At 65.6% G+C, this 22,448-nt stretch carries 19 protein-coding genes; 7 read left to right on the top strand and 12 right to left on the bottom strand.

Annotated features, from left to right (window positions below):
• Together A5785_RS01150 and A5785_RS01145 are read right to left on the bottom strand one after the other, a co-directional pair.
• Positions 1 to 1,647, bottom strand: coding sequence for an acyl-CoA synthetase (locus A5785_RS01150; protein ID WP_231894087.1), 1,647 nt, complete (start codon positions 1,645 to 1,647; stop codon positions 1 to 3).
• Positions 1,648 to 1,755: 108 nt separating this feature from the next.
• Positions 1,756 to 2,346 carry a TetR/AcrR family transcriptional regulator gene (locus A5785_RS01145; RefSeq protein WP_039856320.1) on the bottom strand — a complete coding sequence of 197 codons (591 nt, stop codon included), beginning with the start codon at positions 2,344 to 2,346 and terminating at the stop codon, positions 1,756 to 1,758.
• Positions 2,347 to 2,457: 111 nt separating this feature from the next.
• On the opposite strand from A5785_RS01145, the gene A5785_RS01140 reads away from it, so the two are divergent.
• Genes A5785_RS01140 through A5785_RS01125 form a run of 4 tightly spaced genes read left to right on the top strand, consistent with a single transcriptional unit; the run spans position 2,458 to position 6,135 of the window.
• Entirely contained in the window at positions 2,458 to 3,408 is a 951-nt protein-coding gene (locus A5785_RS01140) for an ABC transporter ATP-binding protein (protein ID WP_064864307.1), read from the top strand.
• Positions 3,405 to 4,142 carry an ABC transporter permease gene (locus A5785_RS01135; protein WP_064864237.1) on the top strand — a complete coding sequence of 246 codons (738 nt, stop codon included), beginning with the start codon at positions 3,405 to 3,407 and terminating at the stop codon, positions 4,140 to 4,142. The genes A5785_RS01140 and A5785_RS01135 overlap by 4 nt, the downstream gene beginning before the upstream one ends.
• On the top strand, positions 4,139 to 5,506 hold the full coding sequence (locus A5785_RS01130; RefSeq protein ID WP_231894088.1) for a sensor histidine kinase: 1,368 nt from the start codon (positions 4,139 to 4,141) through the stop codon (positions 5,504 to 5,506). The genes A5785_RS01135 and A5785_RS01130 overlap by 4 nt, the downstream gene beginning before the upstream one ends.
• Positions 5,503 to 6,135 (top strand): response regulator, encoded by a 633-nt coding sequence (locus A5785_RS01125; protein WP_064864233.1) that lies wholly within the window; start codon positions 5,503 to 5,505, stop codon positions 6,133 to 6,135. Before A5785_RS01130 ends, A5785_RS01125 begins: the two co-directional genes overlap by 4 nt.
• Here the strand turns inward: A5785_RS01125 and A5785_RS01120 are convergent.
• The 5 genes from A5785_RS01120 to A5785_RS01095 all read right to left on the bottom strand — a co-directional run bounded on the left by A5785_RS01120 (position 6,125) and on the right by A5785_RS01095 (position 12,283).
• Positions 6,125 to 6,928, bottom strand: coding sequence for a polysaccharide deacetylase family protein (locus tag A5785_RS01120; RefSeq protein WP_064864308.1), 804 nt, complete (start codon positions 6,926 to 6,928; stop codon positions 6,125 to 6,127). The two genes, A5785_RS01125 and A5785_RS01120, sit on opposite strands and share 11 nt — an antisense overlap.
• 131 nt (positions 6,929 to 7,059) lie before the next feature.
• Positions 7,060 to 8,580: an aldehyde dehydrogenase family protein gene (locus tag A5785_RS01115; protein WP_064864231.1), complete on the bottom strand. Its 1,521-nt coding sequence runs from the start codon at positions 8,578 to 8,580 to the stop codon at positions 7,060 to 7,062.
• A gap of 309 nt (positions 8,581 to 8,889) precedes the next feature.
• Positions 8,890 to 10,047 (bottom strand): acetyl-CoA C-acetyltransferase, encoded by a 1,158-nt coding sequence (locus A5785_RS01105; RefSeq protein WP_064864227.1) that lies wholly within the window; start codon positions 10,045 to 10,047, stop codon positions 8,890 to 8,892.
• 31 nt (positions 10,048 to 10,078) lie between these two features.
• Positions 10,079 to 10,909 carry an SDR family oxidoreductase gene (locus A5785_RS01100; protein WP_064864305.1) on the bottom strand — a complete coding sequence of 277 codons (831 nt, stop codon included), beginning with the start codon at positions 10,907 to 10,909 and terminating at the stop codon, positions 10,079 to 10,081.
• A 78-nt stretch (positions 10,910 to 10,987) separates the two neighbouring features.
• Complete coding sequence (locus A5785_RS01095) at positions 10,988 to 12,283, bottom strand: acyl-CoA dehydrogenase family protein (protein WP_064864225.1); 1,296 nt, start codon at positions 12,281 to 12,283, stop codon at positions 10,988 to 10,990.
• A 42-nt stretch (positions 12,284 to 12,325) separates the two neighbouring features.
• Between A5785_RS01095 and A5785_RS01090 the strand changes: the two genes are divergently transcribed.
• The gene (locus tag A5785_RS01090; RefSeq protein ID WP_231894089.1) at positions 12,326 to 14,005 is read left to right on the top strand and encodes a FadD3 family acyl-CoA ligase; all 1,680 of its coding nucleotides are present in this window, start codon (positions 12,326 to 12,328) and stop codon (positions 14,003 to 14,005) included.
• 12 nt (positions 14,006 to 14,017) lie between these two features.
• On the opposite strand, the gene A5785_RS01085 is transcribed toward A5785_RS01090, so the two are convergent.
• On the bottom strand, positions 14,018 to 14,539 hold the full coding sequence (locus A5785_RS01085; RefSeq protein ID WP_064864224.1) for a VOC family protein: 522 nt from the start codon (positions 14,537 to 14,539) through the stop codon (positions 14,018 to 14,020).
• Positions 14,540 to 14,604: 65 nt separating this feature from the next.
• Between A5785_RS01085 and A5785_RS01080 the strand changes: the two genes are divergently transcribed.
• Together A5785_RS01080 and A5785_RS01075 are read left to right on the top strand one after the other, a co-directional pair.
• The gene (locus A5785_RS01080; protein ID WP_082937840.1) at positions 14,605 to 15,465 is read left to right on the top strand and encodes a helix-turn-helix domain-containing protein; all 861 of its coding nucleotides are present in this window, start codon (positions 14,605 to 14,607) and stop codon (positions 15,463 to 15,465) included.
• Entirely contained in the window at positions 15,462 to 16,979 is a 1,518-nt protein-coding gene (locus A5785_RS01075; RefSeq protein ID WP_064864222.1) for a bifunctional aminoglycoside phosphotransferase/ATP-binding protein, read from the top strand. The genes A5785_RS01080 and A5785_RS01075 overlap by 4 nt, the downstream gene beginning before the upstream one ends.
• Before the next feature lie 17 nt (positions 16,980 to 16,996).
• Here the strand turns inward: A5785_RS01075 and lysS are convergent, their stop codons facing one another.
• The 4 genes from lysS to A5785_RS01055 all read right to left on the bottom strand — a co-directional run bounded on the left by lysS (position 16,997) and on the right by A5785_RS01055 (position 22,352).
• Positions 16,997 to 18,535, bottom strand: coding sequence for a lysine--tRNA ligase (gene lysS / locus A5785_RS01070; RefSeq protein ID WP_064864220.1), 1,539 nt, complete (start codon positions 18,533 to 18,535; stop codon positions 16,997 to 16,999).
• 63 nt (positions 18,536 to 18,598) lie between these two features.
• Entirely contained in the window at positions 18,599 to 19,513 is a 915-nt protein-coding gene (locus tag A5785_RS01065) for a dioxygenase family protein (protein WP_049699934.1), read from the bottom strand.
• Positions 19,510 to 20,565 carry a maleylacetate reductase gene (locus tag A5785_RS01060; RefSeq protein WP_082937841.1) on the bottom strand — a complete coding sequence of 352 codons (1,056 nt, stop codon included), beginning with the start codon at positions 20,563 to 20,565 and terminating at the stop codon, positions 19,510 to 19,512. Before A5785_RS01060 ends, A5785_RS01065 begins: the two co-directional genes overlap by 4 nt.
• Positions 20,562 to 22,352 carry an FAD-dependent oxidoreductase gene (locus A5785_RS01055; RefSeq protein ID WP_064864218.1) on the bottom strand — a complete coding sequence of 597 codons (1,791 nt, stop codon included), beginning with the start codon at positions 22,350 to 22,352 and terminating at the stop codon, positions 20,562 to 20,564. The genes A5785_RS01060 and A5785_RS01055 overlap by 4 nt, the downstream gene beginning before the upstream one ends.
• Between the last annotated feature and the right edge of the window lie 96 nt (positions 22,353 to 22,448).

The following is a 22,448-nucleotide window of genomic DNA, read 5'->3' as shown; positions in this document are numbered from 1 at the left end:
CTAGCTCGATCCCGCGATCTCGGCGTGCTCGACGCGCAGGTTCTTCTTGAGGATCTTGCCCGACGGGTTCTTCGGCAACGCCTCGGCGAACAGGACGAACTTGGGCCGCTTGTACGGAGCGAGGATCGACGAAAGATGTTCCATCACTTCGTCTTCTGACAGGACCACACCGTCCTTGGCCACGACGACAGCCGTGACGGCCTCGATCCACTTCGGGTGCGGCACACCGAAGACGGCCACCTCCGCGACGCCGTCGTGAAGGTAGATCGCCTCCTCGACCTCGCGGGACGCGACGTTCTCACCGCCGGTCTTGATCATGTCCTTCTTGCGGTCGACGACCGACAGGTACCCGTCCTTGTCGATTACACCCAGGTCGCCAGAGTGGAACCAGCCGTTGCGGAAAGCCTCGGCGGTCTTGTCCTCGTCGGCGTAATAGCCCAGTGCCGCATGCGGACTGCGGTGCACGATCTCCCCGACCTCGCCGACGGGCACCGGATTGTCCTCGTCGTCGACGACGCGGGTCTCGACGTTGAGTGCCGCGCGCCCCGCCGATCCCGCCCGGTCGAGTTGCTCGTGCGGCTGCAGAATGGTTGCCAGCGGCGACATCTCGGTCTGTCCGTAGAAGTTCCAAAGGCGAACGTCGGGAAGCCGACGTGCCAGCTCACGTAGGACCTCGACGGGCATCGCCGCGGCGCCGTAGTAGCCCTTGCGCAACGACGAGAGGTCGCGGGTGTCGAAGTCGGGGTGGCGCAGCAGCGAAATCCACACGGTGGGTGGGCAGAACAGCTTGGTAACGCGCTCGGCCTCGATGGTGGCCAACATCGTTGCGGCGTCCGGCGCGTGCAGGATGATGCTGGTCGCACCGAGGTAGACGTCGACCGAGAAGAAGCAGTCCAACTGGGCGCAGTGGTACATCGGGAGTGCATGGATCTCGACGTCGGAGCCCTCCATCCCACCGTCGACGATGCAGGAGACGTACTGCGTCATCAGCGATTTGCTCGACAGCAGAACGCCTTTCGGCCGTGACTCGGTGCCCGATGTGTACATCATGCGGACCGGCTCGTCGTCGTCGATGACAATGCCGGGGGCAGACGCGTCGCCGGTCGTCATCCATTCGGCAACCGGCTCGAACCCCTGCGGTGCCTGTACTCCCGCCAAGGGAATCCACCCGCGGATATCGATGGGCGTACCCGCGGTCGCGATCGCCTCGATGACTGTCGGCCCGAGCGCATCTTCGACGACGACGCCCGACGCCTGGCTGTGGTCGAGGATGAAGGCGATCTCGGAGACGCCGAGTCCGAAGTTGATCGGTACGAGGATTGCGCCGATCCGCGCGCAGGCGAAGTTCAGCACGGCGAATTGCCACGAGTTGTGACTGATCAGCGCCAACCGGTCGCCACGATCGAGTCCGCGCGCGGTGAGCGCGTTGGCGCAGCGGTTGACCGCGGCGTCGAACTCGGCGTAGGTGAGGCGCACATCGCCGTCGATGATCGCCACTTTGTCGGGCGTGCGCGCAGCCGTGCGGTGCAACATGTCGCTGATCGTGTTGCCGCGTGCCGTCGCCACCGCCGCCTGTGTTGATTCAGTGAAGGCCGATTCCCTCGAGATCGATTCCTTCAAGGTCGACTCACCGTTACCTGTACTCACCGCGCGCTCCTTCGTCCCTGCCGAACGACACCCAAATTACTAGGTCATCCAAGTATATGGACGCGAATCGGCAGCTTGAGGTCAGCCAGAGGACTGAGCGGGGAGGATTCAGCGCGGCAGTATCCCGTCGAGCACGATGGACAGGTACTGCTTGGCGATGTCGTCGACCGACAGCGAGCCGCCCGGCCGGTACCAGCGGACCGCGACCCAGACGGTGTCGCGTAGGAAGCGGTACGCCAACTCGATGTCGAGGTCGGCACGGAACTCACCGTCGGCGACGCCACGCGCGAGCACCGAGTGCCACAGTTCACGGAACTCGACGTTGCGCTCGTTGATGTACGCGAAACGCTCTTGTCCCGCAAGGCGTTTGGCTTCGTCCTGGTAGATGGCGACCGCATGGCGTTGTGCGCCTATCGATTCGAACGAGGCGACGACCAACTCGCGCAGCGTCTCCGTCGCGGAGAGATCTGCGGCGGCGATCTCCTGGTATCGCGCGAAGAGGGAGTCGAGGAAGCTCCGCAGGATCTCGTCGACCATCGACTCCTTGGAATCGAAATGGTGGTACAGGCTTCCCGAAAGGATGCCGGCGGAATCGGCGATGTCGCGCACCGTCGTCGACCGTAGTCCCTGCTCGGCGAACATCCGACCTGCCGTCGCCAGCAGTTCGTCTCGCCTGGTTGACCCGTTGCGCGTCGCCACTCGCCAACCCTAGCAACTGCTTGGGCGTCGACGTGGGTCCACCGATCGGCTGAGTCGAATGTAGTCGAGCGGTGGATCCGCATGCGGCACGCGCGGCGGATCGTTGTACGCATGGCAATGATCGAAGTGGCAGGACTGACCAAGAGCTACGGCGACAAGCAGGTGGTCCGTGGCGTCGACCTCGAGATCGCCGAAGGCGAGATCTTCGGCATCCTCGGCCCCAACGGGGCAGGTAAGACGACGACCGTCGAGTGCATCGGTGGACTTCGCCGACGCGACGGCGGCCGTGTGCGTGTCGCCGGGTTCGATCCGGCCGACGAGGGACGTGGACTCCGCGAGGCCCTCGGCATCCAACTGCAGGAGTCACGCCTGCCCGAGAAGCAGACCGTCGGCGAGGCGATGCGGCTGTACTCCAGCTTCTACTCGGCACCGCGTGACTGGCGTGAACTACTCGACCGACTCGGTATGAGCGGCCACGAAGCGACCTACTTCGGCAAGCTCTCGGGCGGGCAGAAGCAGCGTCTGTCGGTGGCTTTGGCACTCATCGGCAATCCGAAGGTGGCCATTCTCGATGAGTTGACCACCGGACTCGATCCGAGCGCGCGCCGCGAGGTGTGGGGTCTGCTCGAAGACCTCAAGGACACCGGCGTCACGCTCCTGCTGGTCAGCCACTTCATGGAGGAAGCTGAACGTCTGTGCGACCGCGTCGCCGTCATCGACGACGGGCGCGTCGTCGCCCTCGACACCCCGGCAGATCTCGCGACCGCGGTGCAGGCCGACCAACGGATGTCGTTCATCCCGACGGCCGCCGTCGACCTCCACGCGCTCGCAGCGCTTCCCGACGTTCACCGCGTCGAGCGCACAGGAGAGCGGGTTCTCGTCACCGGAACCGACAACGTGGCGTCCGCCGTCATCATCGCGCTGCACGAGCACGGCATCGCGTGCGGCAAGCTCCGCGTCGACCAACCGAGCCTCGACGACGCGTTTCTCGCGCTGACGCACGCGCCAGACCTTCATGTTGCCGCCACAACCGAAAACGATTCCGAAGGAGTACGACGATGAGCGCCACCACCGCGATGATCGGTTCCGAAGCGCAGCTGTTGGCCCGTAACCCGGGGGTTGTGATCTGGACGGTGATCCTGCCCGTCGCGGCGTCGATCATCATCGCGTCGATCCCCGCCGCGCGCCAACCGCTCGACGAATTCGGCGGCCTGAGCGTGTTTCAGGTGTACCAGCCGATTCTGGTGCTGTTCGTCGTGGCGTTGCTCGCCGTCCAGGCGCTACCGGACGTACTCACGAGATACCGAGAGATGGGAATTCTCAAGCGATTACGCACTACTCCGGCATCTCCGAGTCTCCTGCTGATCGCGCAGTTCGTGTTGACCTCCGCCGTCTCGATCATGTGTCTCGCGCTGATCGTCGTCGTACCGGGGATCATCTCGGGGCAGTGGCCGCAACATCCCGTGGGGTTCATCGTCAGTTATGTGCTGACGGGTTGGGCTTTTCTCGGCCTGGGCATGGTGATCGCGTCGCTTTTCCGGAACGCGAAGGTCGCTGCGGGATTCGGCTCACTGGTGTTCTTCGTGTTGATGTTCTTCGCCGGATTGTGGGTACCCCGGGCGACGATGCCCGGGTGGTTGCACGTCACGTCGAACCTCACTCCGTCGGGAGCGGGCACACAAGCGCTCGTAGATACCGCGACGACGGGCTGGCCAGCGATCGGGTACTTCGGCACACTACTGGTGTGGGGCGCAGTGACCACCGCGATCGCGGTCCGGACCTTCAAGTGGGAGTGAACAGCCCATTCACCACCACTGCGCTGGCGCACGGCCTGTTCCGACGCAACCTCGAGCGTGAACCGCAGGGACGCTGGCGCGACTGTCGGCACGAGCTGACCTGGCCGGACATCATCGTGCCCCCCAGTGCCGAGGTGTGGACGCTTCGGGTTCTCTATCTCGTCGCGCTTGTCGTCGCCCAACTCGTGCCCGCGTCGTCGACGCAGCATCTGGTGAGTGCCTCGGCGTTGATCGCGCTGATGGTCTTCACCGAGATCTGGACTCGCGTCAACATCGGGCCCATGTGGCGGCGTGTGGGGATCTTCGCTGTCACCACCACGCTGATCGCCGTCGCGATCGCCGCGACACCGATCGCAGGCATCGCGTCGTGGGCGGGTTACATGCTCTACGCGTCATTGTTCACCGGGCTCCCGATGGTGCTGACCATCAGTGTGTCGTGCGTGCTGATGACGGCGACGCAACGCTATGGCTGGGAGAACCTCGCCAATCCCTGGTGGGCGTCGGTACTCGCGTGGATTCTGAACTTCGTGATCGGCGTCGCCGTCGTAGTCGTGACCGACGCACGCGAGACATCCGTGATACGGCGCAACCAGCTCACCGAAGACCTCCTCGCAGAACGTTCCCGCACCGCCCGACTGCAGTCCGAACTCCTCGAGCAAGCACGACTCGTAGGCATCCGCGACGAGCGTTCCCGCCTCGCCCGCGAATTGCACGACACCGTCGCACAGGGATTCGTCGCGGTGGTCACGCAGTTGGAATCCGTCGACGAGGCTGAACTGTCCGACGCCACCCGCGACCGTGTGGACAACGCGAAAATGCTTGCGCGCGAAGGACTCGGCGAAGCGCGACGCGCGGTGAACGCACTCCGACCGCTCACACTGGACGCACAACCGCTACCCACCGCTGTACAGGATCAGCTCACCGCCTTTTCCAAGCGCAATCACATCACCGCGGTACTGCGGGTCGACGGCGACGCCCACGACCTCGGCGGCAGCGACGACACCGTACTGCGCATCCTGCAGGAATCACTGGCGAACATCGCCAAACACGCGGGTGCGCAGCAGGTCGTGGTGACGCTGACCTACCTCGACGACGAACTGCTGCTCGACATCCGTGATGACGGAGACGGTTTCGACGTCGACGCGGTACGACGATCCGCTCACAGCGGCTTCGGGCTGACCGGCATGGCCGAGCGCGCGCAGTTGCTCAGCGGCACCGTCGTCGTCGAATCCGATCCCGGTGCGGGTTGCGTTGTCTCCGTGTCGATTCCCACCGAGCGGTCGATTCCCACCGAGCGGTCGATTCCCACCGAGCGGTCGGTTCCCACCGAGCGAAGCGATGTGCCGAAAGGAGTACCGCAATGAGCTCGCGGCCGGACCAGATCAGTATCCTCGTCGTCGACGATCATCCGGTGGTGCGCGACGGGATTCGCGGGATGCTCGAGCGCGAAGCAGACCTCACCGTCGTCGGCGAGGCGACCAGTGGCGACGAGGCGCTCACCCAGGTGGCCGCGCTGACACCCGACGTCGTGTTGATGGATCTGCGCATGCCGGGATCCGATGGTGTCGGGGCGATTCGCGCTCTGCGCGCAGCCGACCGCGACTGGCCGCGCATCCTGGTGCTGACGACGTACGACACCGACACCGACATTCACGCGGCCGTCGACGCGGGAGCCGACGGCTACCTTCTCAAGGCAACCCCGCGTGAGGATCTGATCTCAGCGGTGCGCCGTGCGGCAGCCGGCCACAGCGTTCTCGACCCGAGCGTGGCGGGAAGCCTGATGAGCCGCAACCGAGCCGACACCCTCACCGAACGAGAGCGAGAAGTGTTGCACGCCATCGCCGGTGGCGGCACCAACCGTCAGGTCGCCGCCGAACTGATGATCAGCGAGGCGACGGTGAAGACGCACCTCCTGCGGCTCTACCCGAAGCTCGGTGTCGCCGACCGTGCCGCGGCCGTGCGAGTTGCGTTCGAGCGCGGACTCATCCGGTGACGAAGTAGTCGTCGAGGGTGACCATGGTCAGCTTTCGTTCTCTGATGATCTCCGCCAGTTGCGGGTAAATGTGCGTCACCGCAGGGTGATTGGCGTGCCCGATCACCACGGCCTGCTGGCGGAAGTAGGTGCGCGCGTTGGCGATGATGTCTTGCTCGCGCAGTACCCGCTCGTCCCCCAACGTCCCGTACCACATGGTCGACGCCGTGTAGCCCTGGTCGGCGGCGACGCGGTCGACCGCCGCATTGCGGTGTCCGTAGGGCGGACGATAAAACGGGGTGCCGTCGACTCCAAAGGTGTTCTGCAAGAAGCGCTTGTTGCGGTTGAGCTGGTCGGCGATCGCACTCTCCGACAATGAGGTCAACGAGGGATGCGTCCAGGTGTGGTTGCCCAACTGGATCTGACCCGATTCCACCAGCGGCGCAAGCGAACTCCGATGGTCGGTCCAACTCTTGTAGACGCCGGTCACAAAGAACGTGAAGCGCGCACCGGTGTCCTGCGCGAACTTGATGTACGCGCCGACGACGTCCGACCGCACCCCGTCGTCGATGGTCAGCGCGAGATAGTTGCCGTGCCCGGGTAGCGCGGTGATCGGCCCCTTGGGAAGCGGCGCCTTGCTGGGAACAACGGGTGGGGGTGCAACGAGGGGCGGCGTGAGCAACTGCTCGGGCAAGCCCGGCAAGCGGAGGTTCGGTGGAAGTCCCGGCGCCGCAGCTGCTTTCGAATCAGACAAACCGGATATCGCAACGACGGTGCCTGCCGCCAGTGCTGCGAGGAAATGGCGACGGTCCACGCCGTCCACTTAACAGCAGAGCCACTGGCCACACCAGTCACAAGAGGGGCACAGATGGTTCATGGGTGGGTAAAGCCCCTGAAGGATCTACCCACCCATGACGGGGTGTGACGTCGCTGAGCCTTAGTGACTCAGCGCTTACGCGCCTTCTTCGCGGCGCGCTTGTTGAGCTTGCTCCAGAACTTGATCTGCCCGTTGGCCATTCGCGTGTCGCGCTTGGTGAACGGCGGCGCGATCATCTCGGCGACGGTGAACGGCATCGTCGAAAATGCCACTGCGCGTGCATGGCTGAACGTCTCGAAGCCGGTCTTGCCGTGGTAGGCGCCCATGCCGCTGCGGCCGATGCCGCCGAAGGGCAGTTCCGCACCGAACATGTGCAGTGCGAAGTCGTTGCCGTTGATCGATCCACTGCGCGTGTTGTCGGCAAGCCGCTTGAAATTGGCGTTGTCGTCGCCGCACCAGTACATGGTCAGCGGATGGGGATTCGCTGCGATGTGGGTGATCGCCTCGGTCAGATCGCGGTACGGGTAGACACTCAGGACCGGGCCGAACACCTCGTCGTCGGCGATCTTCATGCCCGCCTTGACGCCGGTGAGCAGCGTCGGCGGGATCTTGCGGCGCTCGGCTGACGGAAGCTGCTCGCCGCCGGGGATCACCTGCCGCTTGGTAGCACCGAGTTCGACGGCGTCGTCGATCAGTCCGACGATGCGGTCGTAGTTCTTCTGGTTGATCGTCGACGTGTAGTCGGAGTTGTCGTAGATCGTCGGGAAGCTCTTGGTCCAGTGGGCGATGACCTTGTCGGTGAACTCACCGAGCTTTGCCTCGGGAACGAACACGTAGTCGGGGCACAGACACACCTGGCCACCGTTGGCCATGCGGGCTTCGGCCAGCATCTTCGCGGCCTTGCCGATGTCTGCGGAGACGTCGACGACGGCCGGGTTCTTGCCACCCAACTCGAGCGTCACCGGCACGAGGTTCTTGGCCGCCTCCTGCGCCACCGACGACCCCACCTCGGGCGAACCGGTGAAGAACAGATGATCAACGGCGAGCTTCGCGAAGTCGGAGCCCGAACCGTGCTTGGGCGTGATGACCGCGAGTTCTTCGACGGAGAAGTAGTCCGGTGCGTGCCGCGCGATGACCTCGGTGGTGCGGGCGGTGATCGACGACGGCCGCATCAGCACCCGGTTACCGGCCGCGAACGCCGAGGCCGCGGGTACGAACGTCAACTGCAGCGGGAAGTTCCACGGCCCCATGATCCCGACCACGCCGAGCGGATCGTGCCGCACCCGCTGCTTGAACCCGATCAACCCCTGCACGCGCGCCGACGGGGTCTCCTTCATCCATTCCTTGACACCACGGCGCTGGTGGGTGATATCGATGAGGCAGCCGGCGACGTCGGCCGTGATGCTCAATTCGGCTGGGCGCGTGCCGAAGTCGGCGGTCAATGCCGCGCAGATCTCGTCGGAGTTGTCGAGCAGGAGCGACCCGAGCCGCGTGATGCGGTCGATGCGCGTGTTGGCATCCGGGATGCCGTCACGCAGGAACGCGGCCTGCTGGATCTCGAGCAGTTCGGCCATCGAGTGAGCCTCCGACGAGACCCCCTTCTCGATGCGGCGACCCGCTCCGGTCGTCACGTCCGCAGGCTTGGTCATGGTGGCTCCTTGAGGATTTGCGGGTACTCAGAGGCACCGTCCGGTGAGACGCCGCCCCGATTGTGTATCACATGCTATGCCGTAGATCACACGAATGCGAGCGCGGGTCGACGGCGCACACCCCGCCAACGCACAGTCGGCGCGAGGAAGCGCACAGTCGACCCGGGCGAGCCGTCGACTGGGCGCTCGAGACCGTCGACTGGGCGCTTAAAGCTGCCGACTGGGCGCCCGAGAACGCCGACTGGGCGCTCCGTACTGCCGACTGGGCGCACGAGAACGCCGACTGGGCGCTCTCGACGATCGACTGGGTCAGCCGAGGCGCTCGATGATCGTGACGTTGGCCGTGCCGCCGCCCTCGCACATGGTCTGTAGGCCGTAGCGGCCGCCGGTGCGCTCAAGTTCGGCCAACATCGTCGCGAAGAGCTTGGACCCCGTGGCTCCGAGAGGATGCCCGAGCGCGATTGCCCCGCCGTTCGGGTTGACGCGCGCCGGGTCGGCGCCGGTCTCCTTCAACCAGGCGAGGACTACTGAGGCAAACGCTTCGTTGATCTCGACGACGTCGATGTCGTCGATGCTCAGCCCCGACTTGGCCAGCGCGTACTTCGTCGCGGGGATGGGCGCGGACAGCATCATCACGGGGTCGTCGCCGCGGACCGAGATGTGATGGATGCGGGCACGCGGGGTCAGGCCGTACTCGGCGAGCGCCTTCTCGCTGACCACCAGCGCGGCCGACGCCCCGTCGGAGATCTGCGACGCCACCGCCGCCGTCAGCCGCGAACCGTCGGCGAGGGGAGCCAGCCCTGCCATCTTCTCCAACGACGTGTCACGCGGACATTCGTCGACGACGCAGTCGGCCAGTGCGACGGTCTCGCCGTCGAACCGTCCCTGTGCAATCGCGGCTTTGGCTCGCTGATGCGACTGCAGCGCCCATGCCTCCATATCCTCGCGGCTGATGTCCCACTTTTGCGCCATCAGGTCGGCGCCGACGAACTGCGAGATCTCGGCGTCGCCGAATCGTTCGCGCCAGCCGACGGATTCGGCTGTCGGCGTGGTGAATCCGAACTCCTGGCCGGCAATCATGGCTTGCGAGATGGGGATTGCGCTCATGTTCTGCACACCACCGACCACCACGACGTCCTGCGTCCCACTCATCACACCCTGCGCTGCAAAGTGGATGGCCTGTTGGCTCGAACCGCATTGACGGTCGACGGTGGTCCCGGGTACCTCCAGCGGCATTCCGGCAGCCAGCCAAGCGGTTCGGGCAATATTGCCCGCCTGCGGACCGATCGCGTCGACACACCCGAAAACGACGTCGTCGACGACCGCCGGGTCGATCCCCGTCCGACTGACGAGTGCAGAGATGACATGCGCACCCATGTCGGCCGGATGCGTCTTGGCAAGCGAGCCGTTGCGCTTACCGACGGGCGTGCGAATGGCGTCGACGATGTACGCCTGTGGTGTGCTCATGAGAACTCCTGATAGATAACGGTCTTCACGCTCAGGCGCGCTGACTGGAGATGGACACCACTTCGCCAGTGAGATAGGTGGTGTAGTCGCTGGCGAGCATCGCGATGGTGGCCGCGACCTCCCATACCTCGGCCGCGCGGCCATAGGCCTCGCGCAGCGCAAGGTCGTCGAGCAGTTCGTCGCTGGTCACCTTCGCAAGGAAGGGATGCTTGGCAATCGACGGAGCAACAGCGTTGATACGCACCCCGAAATCGGCAGCCTCGACGGCTGAACAGCGCGTCAGTGCCATCACTCCCGCCTTGGCGGCGGCGTAATGTGCCTGTCCGCGTTGAGCTCTCCACCCGAGGACCGATGCGTTGTTGACGATTACGCCACCATGCTCGACGGCACGGAAGTAGCGGAGCGCGGCCCGCGTGGCCCGGAACGTCCCGGTGAGCGTGATGTCGACGACGCGGTCCCACTCCTCGTCCGACATATCGGCGACGGGTGTCTCGCCACCGAGGCCGGCGTTGTTCACCAACACGTCGATGCGGCCAAGTGAGTCTGCGGCACGTGCGATCAGCGCATCCACATCGGCAGTGGACTGCACATTGCACACCACCTTGCCGACAGTCTGACCGTCGAACTCGGCAGCGAGTTGGTCGGCAGCCTCGCCCAGTCGTCGCTCATGCCAGTCACTGAGCACGACGTCGGCGCCCTCTAGCAGCGCACGCCGCGCCGTCGCGAATCCGATACCCGTACCTGCCGCCGCGGTCACGACCACCTTGCGTCCCAACAACAATCCGTGGCCCGGCGTCTCCTCCGGAGGCGTTGCCAACGGCGACCTCTCACCATCGACCTGACTCGACGTCGTTTGCGTCATCGTGTCCACACCTCTCGTAGTGGTTCCGCGGTTGTGCCTGGCTTTGTTTGAGTCATGCTCGTGCCTCGCTGTACCTCTTCAAGCTCGTGCCTCGCGGGGTAGGCCGAGTACGCGCTCGGCAATGATGTTGCGCTGCACCTCGTTCGAGCCGCCGTAGATGGTGTCGGCGCGGGTGAAGAGGAACAGGCGTTGCCACTCGTCGAGTTCGACATTCTCCGGGTCGTGAATGTCGTTGAGGTGGCCCTCGACGGTCTCGCTGGGCCCGATCAACGACGCCGGGCCCGCCACCGCCATTGCGAGCTCGCCGAGGTCTCGATGCCAGTTGGCCCACAACAGCTTTGCCACCGAGGCTGTCCCCGCAGCGGCGGCCGCACCCCAGGTCCCCCCGGAAACTGTCGCGTCGTCGTCGAGTGTCCGTTGCGCATTGGCACGCATCGCGCTCAGCCGGATGCGGGCGCGAACGAGGCGTGCGGCTATCTCCGGATTCTCGAGAGCTCCGTTGGCTCTTGCCATCTCGGTGATCGCGTCGAGTTCCCGCGCGAATCCCACCTGCTGCCCCAGCGTCGAGACACCTCGCTCAAACTGCAGCAGCCCCATCGCGACCCGCCAACCGTCGCCGGACTCTCCGACGATGAGGCCGGCGTCGGTGGTCGCGTCGTCGAAGAAGACCTCGTTGAATTCCGATGTTCCGGTCAGTTGCTGGATCGGCCGCACCGTGACGCCGGGCTGGTCGATCGGGACCAACAGGAAGCCGAGTCCCTTGTGGCGCGACGAGCCCACTTCGGTACGCGCCAGCACGAACACCCATTGCGCCACGTGCGCGAGCGACGTCCAGATCTTCTGTCCGTTGACATGCCAGCGCGCGCCGTCGTCGGAAAGTCGGGCCGTCGTGGAGACGCCCGCGAGATCGGAGCCCGCCCCGGGTTCGGAATAGCCCTGGGCCCACAGCTCGGTGACGTCGACGATGCCGGGAAGGAAGCGCTGCTTCTGCTCTTCCGTACCGAACTCGATCAGCGTCGGGCCGAGCAGTTCCTCACCGAGGTGATTCACCCTCGCAGGCGCGTTCGCGCGCGCATACTCCTGATGGAAGATGATTCGCTGCTCGAGTGTCGCGCCACGGCCCCCATACCGCGTGGGCCAACCGAGGCATGTCCAGCCGGACGCCGCGAGGTGGCGATCCCACGCCAGACGCTCGGAGAAGAACTCGTGCTCGCTCCCCGGCCCACCCCGACCCTTGAGCGAGGCGAAGTCGTCGACGAGATTCTGCGCCAGCCACTCGCGCACCGCTCGCGTGAACTCTCCGGTCGCGTCGGGCGTGCTTCGCGCCCATTCGCCCAGGTCGACGGCACGATCGGCAAGGTTGATCGACGTCATGATCGCTAGCATAACCTACCAAGCATTTGTTAGGTTATGGCCATGGAGTCGATAGTCACCAACGGCGACGCCCAGTCGACGGGACAGAGCGCCCAGTCGGTCGAACAGAGCGCACAGTCGACGGGAGGGAGCGCCCAGTCGGTGGAAGGGAGCGCCCAGTCGACGGGACAGAGCGCCCAGTCGACGCCCGCGGCACTGATCCGGGCGGCGCGGACCTGGCCGGCGCAGCAGGCGATCGTCGACCGCCAGTGGGGTGAGGGGGACGAGAGCGTCGAGCTGACATACGCGGAGCTGCTCGAGCGGGTCCGTGAGTTCGCCGCGGCGCTTGTCGCATCAGGTTTCGAGGTCGGTGACAGGGTGGCCATCTGGTCGCCCAACAGCTATCACTGGCCGATCGCCGCATTGGGCATCCAGTACGCGGGCGGGGTGCTGGTCCCCCTCAACACCCGCTACACGGCGACCGAGGCCGTCGACGTGATCGAGAGAGCTCAGGTGTCGGCGGTGGTGGTGTCGGGTGAGTTCCTCGGCGTCGACCATGCGGCGGAACTGCTTGCCGAGCATCGCAGCTCGCTGCCCGATCTCGTGGTGCGGGTACCGCTCAACGGGTCGGCGCCAGCACCCGAGGGCAGCGTCGGCTGGTCGGACTTCGTCGCGCGTGCCACCGACGAGACGCGCACTGAAGCGGATCGTCGAGCAGATGCTGTTGCGCCAGAGGATATCTCCGACATTCTGTTCACCTCAGGGACCACCGGGAAGTCGAAAGGCGTTCTGGCCGAGCACCAGCAGACCATCGCGGGCGCGCGGGCGTGGGGAGCCAACGGACTCCTGAGTCCATCAGACCGCTACTTGATGGTGAACCCGTACTTCCACACGTTTGGATACAAGGCGGGAATTCTGCCGTCGATTCTCTTCGGGACGACGATGATTCCGCTCGCGGTCTACTCCCCCACCGAGGCCATGCGGCTCGTCGAATCAGAGCGTGCGACAGTCTTTCCGGGTGCGCCGACCATCTTCCAGACCATCCTCGACGACCCCGCGCGCGCAGCCCACGACCTGTCGTCACTTCGCCTGGTGGTGACCGGCGCGGCCATCGTGCCGGTGGTGCTGATCGAGCGTATCCAGCGCGACCTCGGCGTCGACACGGTGATCACCGCCTACGGCCAAACCGAATCCAGCGGCTTCATCACCACGTGCACCCCCGCTGACGACGACGTCACGGTCGCGACAACGTGCGGCAGAGCCTTCGACGGCATGGAGATCGGGCTGTCGGACCAGGGTGAGGTGCTCACCCGTGGCGCGATGGTCATGCGTGGCTACCTCGACGATCCCGCGGCGACCGAAGCGACCATCGACGCCGACGGGTGGTTACACACCGGCGACGTGGGTGTGATCGACGAGCGGGGGAATCTCCGGATCACCGACCGGCTCAAGGACATGTTCATCTGTGGAGGGTTCAACGTGTACCCCGCCGAGGTCGAACAGACGCTCGCACGACTCGACGGAGTCACCGAAACCGCTGTGGTCGGAGTTCCCGACGACCGACTCGGCGAGGTGGGGCGCGCCTACGTGACCATCCACGACGCCACCCACCTCACCGAGAACGACGTACTCTCCTATGCGCGAACACATCTCGCGAACTTCAAGGTTCCCCGATCCGTGGTGTTCGTCGACGCGTTTCCCCGCAACGCGTCGGGCAAGATACTCAAACGCGAACTGCGCTGAACTCCAACCCGTTCACGAATCGGACTGCGATGCAGCCCATTCGGCGACGCGCTGGGCGCTCTGCTCTTCGGAGAGATCCTCGACGCGAGTCATCACCGACCATCGCACCCCGAACGGATCGAGGATCGACGCGAACCGGTCGCCCGAGACGAAGGTCGTGAGGGGCTCACGGACCGTCGCGCCGGCGGCTTCGGCCTTGGCAACCACCTCGTCGGCGCTGGGGCAGTAAAAGCCCAACGAGTAGCACGCGGCAGGCCCGTCGGGCGCGGCGATCAGGCCGTACTCCTCGTTGGGCTCGCCGAGTTGCAGGTGGCCGGTGCCGAAGTCGAGGTCGGCGTGCACGACCACGCCGCTGAACTCCGTGGCATCGACCAGTCTCGCCCCGAAGACACTGGTGTAGAACTCGATTGCCTGCTTGGCATTCGACACGGCGATGAACGGGGTGAGACTCGTCAGGCCGTGCGGGATGCCGTCGGTGGTGTGGTCGCCGGTGACGCCGGTCGTCGGCTCGGTGGTGTTCTGCTGTGTTGTCATGCGTTTCACGCTAGGGATCGTGTGCGGTGCGCGGCTTGTAGATTTGCGACGACTATCGTGGACGCATGCCCGTCAGCGGAGCCGACCACTCCGGCGCCCCAGACACCCGCGCCCCAGACACCCCGGTCACGGACACCGCAGACACCCGCGGTGTGCTCTACCCCGCTCGCCTGCCCACCTTCGACCGCGTCGTCGCGCCCGACGACCTCTCGTCGATGGTCTCGTGGTTCTGGATACCCCAGTGGAGCCTCGCGCCCGGCCGGACGTCGCGGCAGAACATTCTGCCGTTCCCCGCGTGCAACCTCGTCGTCGAACCTGATGGGGTGCTGATCGTCGGTCCGTCGACTCAGCGCACGCACCGCGATCTGACTGGCTCCGGCTGGGCCGTCGGGGCATTGCTGCGACCCGCGGGCGCTGCCGCGCTCGACGTTTCGCCACGATCTCTGCGCGACGCCGCGCAACCCTTCCGCGCGCCCGATCTGTTCGAATCGATCACTGCAACAATGACTGTCGAGGAACCCGACGTCTCCGACGCCGCGTCACACTTCGCGTCGTGGCTGCGTGAACACGCGACGCCGCCCCAGGAGTCGGCGCTGCTCGCGAACGAGATGCAAGACCTGATCGCAGCGGATCGCAGCATCGTCCGCGTCGACGACCTCGCACGCGAGATGTCGATGTCGATACGCACACTGCAGCGCATCGCCGACCGCCACATCGGCCTCTCCCCATTGGCGGTCATCCGCCGATACCGATTGCAGGAGGCCGCGGAACGACTGCGCGACGACCCGACGATCACCCTCGCCGACGTCGCCGCCGACCTCGCATACACCGATCAGGCGCACTTCTCCGCCGACTTCCGGCAGACCCTCGGCATGCCTCCAGGCGAATACCGTCGCGCCGTGGCCGAATCCGGTACGGACTCATGAACGACACGGCACGAGCCGAGGACCTGCTGGCACAGGTCGGCGCCCTCGACCCGGACTCCCCGACCAGAAGCATCGTCACGCACGGCGCGGTGATCGTGCTCAACGATGACCGCGCCTGGAAGTTCAAACGGCCGGTTCGGTTGCGCTACTTCGACTTCAGTACGCCACAGCTGCGTCGAGCTGCCCTCGACGCCGAACTCCGACTCAATCGGCGCTTCGCTCCCGATCTCTACATCGCGGTCCACGCGATCCGACGCGCCGCGGACGGTTCGCTCTCGTTCGACGGCGCGGGCGAGATCGTCGATCACGTCTTGGAGATGACACGCTTCGACGACGACGCACTGATGGTCAACTACGCACATCCAGGTGGCCTCGACGACGACCTGCTGCAGCGCCTCGCGATGCGCGTCGTCGAACTGCATCAGGGATCTGAGATCAGTGCGGATTCCCATGGTGCGCAACGATTGCAGGAGGTCGTCGACGGAAACCTCGCGAGCATGGCGGCATTCCCGGAGATCATCGAACCCGTTGTGGCACAGGAACTCACCGACCGAATCACTGCACTCATCACCGAGCATCGCGACCTTCTCGACGATCGGGTACGCGGCGGACGCGTTCGCCACTGTCACGGCGACCTGCATCTCGGGAATGTCGCGATCATCGACGGCGAGCCGATTCCGTTCGACTGCTTGGAGTTCGACGCGGAGCTTGCCACGACCGACGTGCTCTACGATCTCGCGTTCCTCGTGATGGACCTGTGGGCGCGCCGGCTACGCCACGAAGCCAACGTCGTCGTCAACACCTACTTCGATCATGCGACGTTCGATGGTTCTATCGACGACGAGGAGGCGTTCCGCCTGCTGCCGGTACTGCTCGCGGTACGTGCCACCGTGCGCGCACACGTCGCGGCAGCCGAACAGGACGTCGAGCGCGCACACGAATACCTGGCGCTTGCACTGGGTTTCACCGATTCTTCACTCCCGCAAGTTGTCGCGATTGGCGGCGGCTCCGGTACCGGGAAGTCGACGATAGCGCGGGCGGTCGGAGGCAGTCTCGACCCTGCTCCGGGCGCCCGAATCCTACGCACCGACGTGCTGCGCAAACGTCTTGCGGGAGTGGGCATCGGGGACAGGCTCCCGCGGTCGGCCTACACCGACGCCGCTCGGGCAGCGGTGTACACCGAGCTGTTCCGGCTCGCCGAAGCAGACCTGCGCGGCGGAATGAGCGTCATCGCCGACGCCGTGTTCGGCCGAAGAAGTCAGTCCTCGGCAATAGCCGACGCAGCCGAGCGCGCGGGCGTCGACTTCACCGGAATCTGGCTAAAACTACCTGAGGCCGAGCGCATTTCACGTATCGAACATCGCGGACTCGACGCCTCGGACGCCGACGCCGCCGTCGCGCGCAGGCAGAGTGAGACGCTCGAACTGCCCGACGAGCGCTGGCGGCGCCTCGAGGCGTCGGGCGACGTCGAATCCGTGGTCGCCGCGAGCGGGCTGGGTGCTGATCGCGGCTGAGGACGGCGTCTGGCAGCTCAGTCGCGCAGCGGCTTGACCAGTGGGAACAGGATCGTTTCGCGGATGCCCAAGCCGGTCAGCGCCATCAGCAGACGGTCGATGCCCATGCCGGTGCCCGCCGTCGGGGGCATGCCGTACTCCATCGCGGCGAGGAACTCCTCGTCGAGTCGCATGGCCTCGTCGTCGCCGGCGGCAGCGAGGCGTGCCTGGTCGACGAAGCGCTCGCGCTGGATGACCGGGTCGACGAGCTCGGAGTAGCCGGTGGCCAGCTCGAAGCCGCGGACGTAGAGGTCCCACTTCTCGACGACGCCCGGCACGCTGCGGTGTGCGCGCACCAGCGGCGACGTCTCGACGGGGAAATCGCGCACAAAGACGGGCTGCGAGAGCTTCTCGCCCACCATGTGCTCCCACAGTTCCTCGACGAGCTTGCCGTGACCGTAACCCTTGTCCTTGGGCACCTCGAGGCCGACGCGGGCGGCGATGGCGAGCAGCTCGTCGACGCTGGTCCCGGGATGTTCCGGCCCGCCGTCGGGCACGATCTCCTGGCCGAGCGCCTCGGAGAGCGACGGGTACATCTCCAACGAGGTCCACTCGCCGGAGAGGTCGTAGGTGGTGCCGTCGGGCATTTCCGGCGTGAGCGTGCCGATTGCGCCGAGTGCCACCTCCTGGATGATCTCGCGAGTCATCGTCGCGGCGTCGTCGTAGGTGCCGTAGGCCTGGTAGGTCTCGAGCATCGCGAATTCGGGCGAATGGGTGGAGTCGGCGCCCTCGTTGCGGAAGTTGCGGTTGATCTCGAAGACGCGCTCGATTCCGCCGACCACTGCCCGCTTGAGGAACAGTTCTGGCGCGATACGCAGGTAGAGGTCGATGTCGAAGGCGTTGGAATGGGTCACGAACGGACGTGCCGCCGCGCCGCCGTGCAGCGTCTGCAGCATCGGGGTCTCGACCTCGAGGAATCCTCGGGTGACGAGTGCCTTGCGCAGCTCGGCGATCACCGAGATACGGGTCCGCGCAGTCTCACGTGCTTCCGGACGCATGATGAGGTCGACGTAGCGCTGACGGACGCGCGTCTCCTCGTTCATCTCCTTGTGCGCAACCGGCAACGGGCGCAACGACTTCGACGCCATCGCCCAGTCGTCGGCCATCACCGACAGTTCGCCGGTGCGCGAGCTGATGACCTCACCGTGGACGTAGACGATGTCGCCGAGGTCGACGTCGGACTTCCATCGCGCGAGCGACTCCTCGCCGACCCCGTTGAAACTGATCATGGCCTGGAGCTGCGTACCGTCGCCCTCCTGCAGCGTGGCGAAGCACAGCTTGCCCTTGTTGCGCAGGAAGATCACACGTCCGGCGACGCCGACAATCGTGCCCGTCTCGGTGCCCGCTTCGAGTTCGGGGTGTGCCTCGCGGATCTCGGCGAGGCTGTGCGTACGGCCGATCGACACCGGATAGGCCTCGCGTCCCTCGTCGAGGATGCGGTCGCGCTTCTCCCGACGGATACGCAGTTGCTCGGGCGTCTGGTCGTCGTTTTCGGTGGTCGAGGGGTGATCACTCACTCCCGAACCCTATCGGATCGGCTTTTCCCGCCGGTGCGGGACCGACGCCGCCCGGCGCTGCGGTCACACGCCGGTCGGCGCCAACACGATGTCGAATCGAGTGCGCGACCAGCTACCGGTCACCACCCTGCCGTCGGGTGTCGGCGTCCCAGCGGGCTGTTCGACGAAATCGTGCACGAGGGAGTCTTTCACTCCGAACACCGAATCGGAGCCCAGCAGCCGATCGCCGCGAACAAAGATGTGCGTCACGAGCGTGCGGCATCCCTCGTGCGACACCATGAAGTGCAGGTGAGATGCCCGCATCGGGGACCGACCGACCGCGGCGAGCATCTCACCGACCGGACCGTCGGCCGGGATCGGATACGGGGTGGGTGTCACGCCCCAGAACCGGTACGACCCATCCGCGCCGGTGAAGAGATGCGCGCGACCGGCGACCCGATCATCGTCGTACTGCACGTCGTAGAAGCCGTCCTCGTCGGCCTCCCATACCTCCACCCGCGCGCCGTCGAGCGCGTTCCCGAGGTGATCGCGAACGGTCCCCTCAACCCAGCACGGCTGACCCGACGCACCGGCCGCGATGTCGCCGCCGTCGGGTATCCGCGGCGAGTCGTCGACGAAGAACGGCCCGAACACCGTCGCCTCGGTCGCGTCGCCGTAGGCGGCGTTGTTCACGGCGATCGTTTGCATCGACGCGCCCAATACGTCGGAGAGCAGGATGAACTCCTGACGACGGTCATCGGTGATGTGTCCGGCGCGGGTGAGGAAGTCGATGGCGGTGCTCCATTCGGCCTCGGTGAGGCGGGTTTCCCGGATGAAAGCGTGCACGTGTTCGACAATGCCGATCATCAACTCCCGCAGCCTCGGATCGGCACAGTGTTCGAAGGAGGCCACGACGTCGGCGATGAGTTGCGCTTCGCGTCGCTGCTGCTCGTCGACCGAGTCGACGGCACGGTCCACAGTGGAGTCGGTGGTGCTCATGTGATCGGTGTTCCTTTCCATGCGCGGCGAAGCAGCGCCGCGAGGTTGACTTCGGTCAGCTCGACCGGGTTGCCGTCGGGCATGACGCCGAGGATGGCGAGCGCAGCATGTTCGATTCCGGCTTCGGGCATACCGAGTTCGGCCAGTGAGCGCGGCGCATCCAACCGCTGGTAGAGGTTGGCAAGTCCGTCGTTGGCTGTGGACGAACCCAGCGCTCTGGAGATGCGGGTATTTGCGGCATCGTCGGCGGGTGCGTTGAGCGCCACGACGTGCGGCAGCACCACGGCATGGGTCTGCGCGTGGGGCAGGTTGAACATGCCGCCCAAGACGTGGCAGACCTTGTGGTGCAGCCCGGAACCCGCCGATGCGAACGCGACCGCGGCCAGATATGCGCCGTACAGGGTGCGCTCCCGTCCGCAGAGAGCGCCGGGATCGTCGACGATGTCCCCCAGTCCACACGCCAGTGACCGGATGGCCTCCTCGGCCAGCGCCTGATCGATCGGATCCGACCGCGGCGCCCACATCGAATCCACCCCGTGGGCCAGTGCGTTCAGCCCGCTGGCCACCGCCATGTCCGACGGCATCGACGCGGTCAACGTCGCGTCGTAGATCACCGCGCGCGGCAGCACCCTCGGGTCGACGCCGGTGCTCTTCGTAGCGTTCTGCGTCATCCCCCACATATCGGTGGCCTCCGATCCGGCGAAGGAGGTGGGCACCGCGATGATCGGCAGCCCGGTGGTCAGCGCCACCGCTTTGGCCAGCCCGATTGCCGACCCGCCGCCGACACTCATCACCGCATCGACATCGGCGATCTTGGCGCGCTCTCGTGCGGTGTCGGCGAGTTCGACGGGCACATGCATGGTGACCTCATGCTGCCGAATCGCGACCGGCAGGCCCTCGGCGAGCCTGTCAGCGTGCCCGCCGGATGAGCCGATCAGCATCAATCGTCGGACCCCGAGCCGTTCCACTTCGTCTGACACCGCACGGGCTGCATCGTCGGGAGCGAACACCACTCGCTGAGGGTTGCTGACGTGCACGAAACTCATCGTCATGTGCGGCACAGCAATTGGGTCATGGCAGCACGCAGCGCGGCCTCCGGATCGGTCGGCAGGTCTTGTGACCGCCAGGCCACGTGTTTGTCCGGCCGGATCAGCAGCGCACCGGCCTCGCCGACTTCGCGCAGCCTGGCCCAGTCGAAGTAGAGGTCGGTCACCTCGCGTCCGGGCCCGATCACGATGGCCTCCAACGGGATTCCCATGGTCGCCGACACCTTCGCGGCAGCCTCCTCCCACTGCTCGCCTGCCACGCCGGTGATCAGGGTCCAGCGACGGTAGGGTGCAAGATCCATCGTGGCGAGCTTGGTGTTCTGATCTCCGACCCAAGCGTGCGGCAGGTGGGCACCAGGGCTGGTCGACATGACGTGATAAAGATCCGGATCGAGGCTCGGTGGTGGCGACGTTCCATCGGAGATGACCGCGTCGGACTGATAGAACTGACCGAGTTCCACTCCGTGAGCGTTGAACTCGTAGTTCTTGGTCTCCATGGCGTCGACCAGTGCGGCGCGCATCGCTGCACCTTCTGGGGTGTTCTCCTTGCGACGGTTCATGGCCGCAGCCATCTCTGCCGGGTCGGTCAGTCCCTCGATATCGAGTGCAGTGAAGATGTCTGCGAACTCTCGCGCCGACCGATTCGCCCGTGTGACAATGCGTTTGGCGACCGGCGCCCGTTCAGCGGTGTAGGTGTCGAGCAGTCCCTGCCCGGCCTGACCGGACAGCACGGCGGCGATCTTCCACACCAGGTTGTAGGAGTCCTGGATGCTGGTGTTGGACCCCAGTCCGTTGCTGGGCGGATGGCGGTGCACGGCGTCGCCCACGCAGAACACCCGTCCGCGCTGCAAATTCGTCGCATACATTTCGTTGACGCCCCAGAGGCTGTAGCCGGTGATCTCCGGTTCCAGATCCGGCATGCCGAGTAGGTCGCGGACAATCTGGGTGGCGGCGGCATCGTCGAGAACCGGTGGCGGCTGGTTGATGTCGTAGCCCCATACGATCAGCCACTCGTTCCACGGCCGGACCATCCGGACCAGTCCGGTGCCGATGCCGCCGACGTTGGAGCCGGGCTGGATGACCCAGTAGAGGACACTCGGGCGGTGGTCGACGAGGGCGGCGATGTCGGCGGTGAAGGTGATGTTCATCGACCCGGCGATGTCCATCGCCCCCTCGAACGGCAGGTCGATGTCGGCGGCGATCTGCGAGCGGGCGCCGTCGGCCCCGATCAAGTACTTGGCGCGTATGCGGTAACGGTAGGCGGTGAGTCGGTCGAGGACTTCGACGGTCACCCCGTCGTCGTCCTGGGTGTGCGAGAGGTACTCGGTGGAGAACCTGGCCTGCGTACCGCGAATCGTGGCGTTGCGCACCAGAATCGGCTCGAGGTAGGTCTGCGGGATATCCACCGTCAGGCATGGCGAAGCGAGCTGGTAGTCGGCCTCCCGGTCGGGACGGGTGCCCCAGGTGCGGATTCTGCCGATCTCCTCGCCGGCGATTGATGTGCAAAACACAGTGTCGCCGACGAGGTCGTGCGCGGTGGCGTCGACCAATACCTGGTCCTCGATGCCCAGGTCTCGAAAGACCTCCATCGCACGCTGATTGGTGATGTGCGCACGCGGCGTGTTGGCCGTCCAGCGGTACTTGGTGATCATGATGTTGTCGATGCCGAGTTCGCTGAGCATCAGCGACGCGGCCGCCCCGGACGGTCCGGATCCGACGACGAGCACATCGGTTTCGACCACCTGGCCGGTGGGTATCTCGGTCTGGGCCATGCCGTCGTCGAATGCGGGCATTGGTGGCCACCTTTCCACGACCGGTCCGGCCGGTCGTCTACGTTGTTTGTCGCTCGTGTCCCGAGAGGCACTGGCGAGAGATGAGTTGTGGTGAGC

This window comes from Gordonia sp. 852002-50395_SCH5434458, from assembly GCF_001665905.1.
Taxonomy (GTDB): Bacteria; Actinomycetota; Actinomycetes; order Mycobacteriales; family Mycobacteriaceae; genus Gordonia; species Gordonia jacobaea.
The sequence above is the reverse complement of the archived record's forward strand: the minus strand, read 5'-3'. Positions and strand labels throughout refer to the sequence as shown.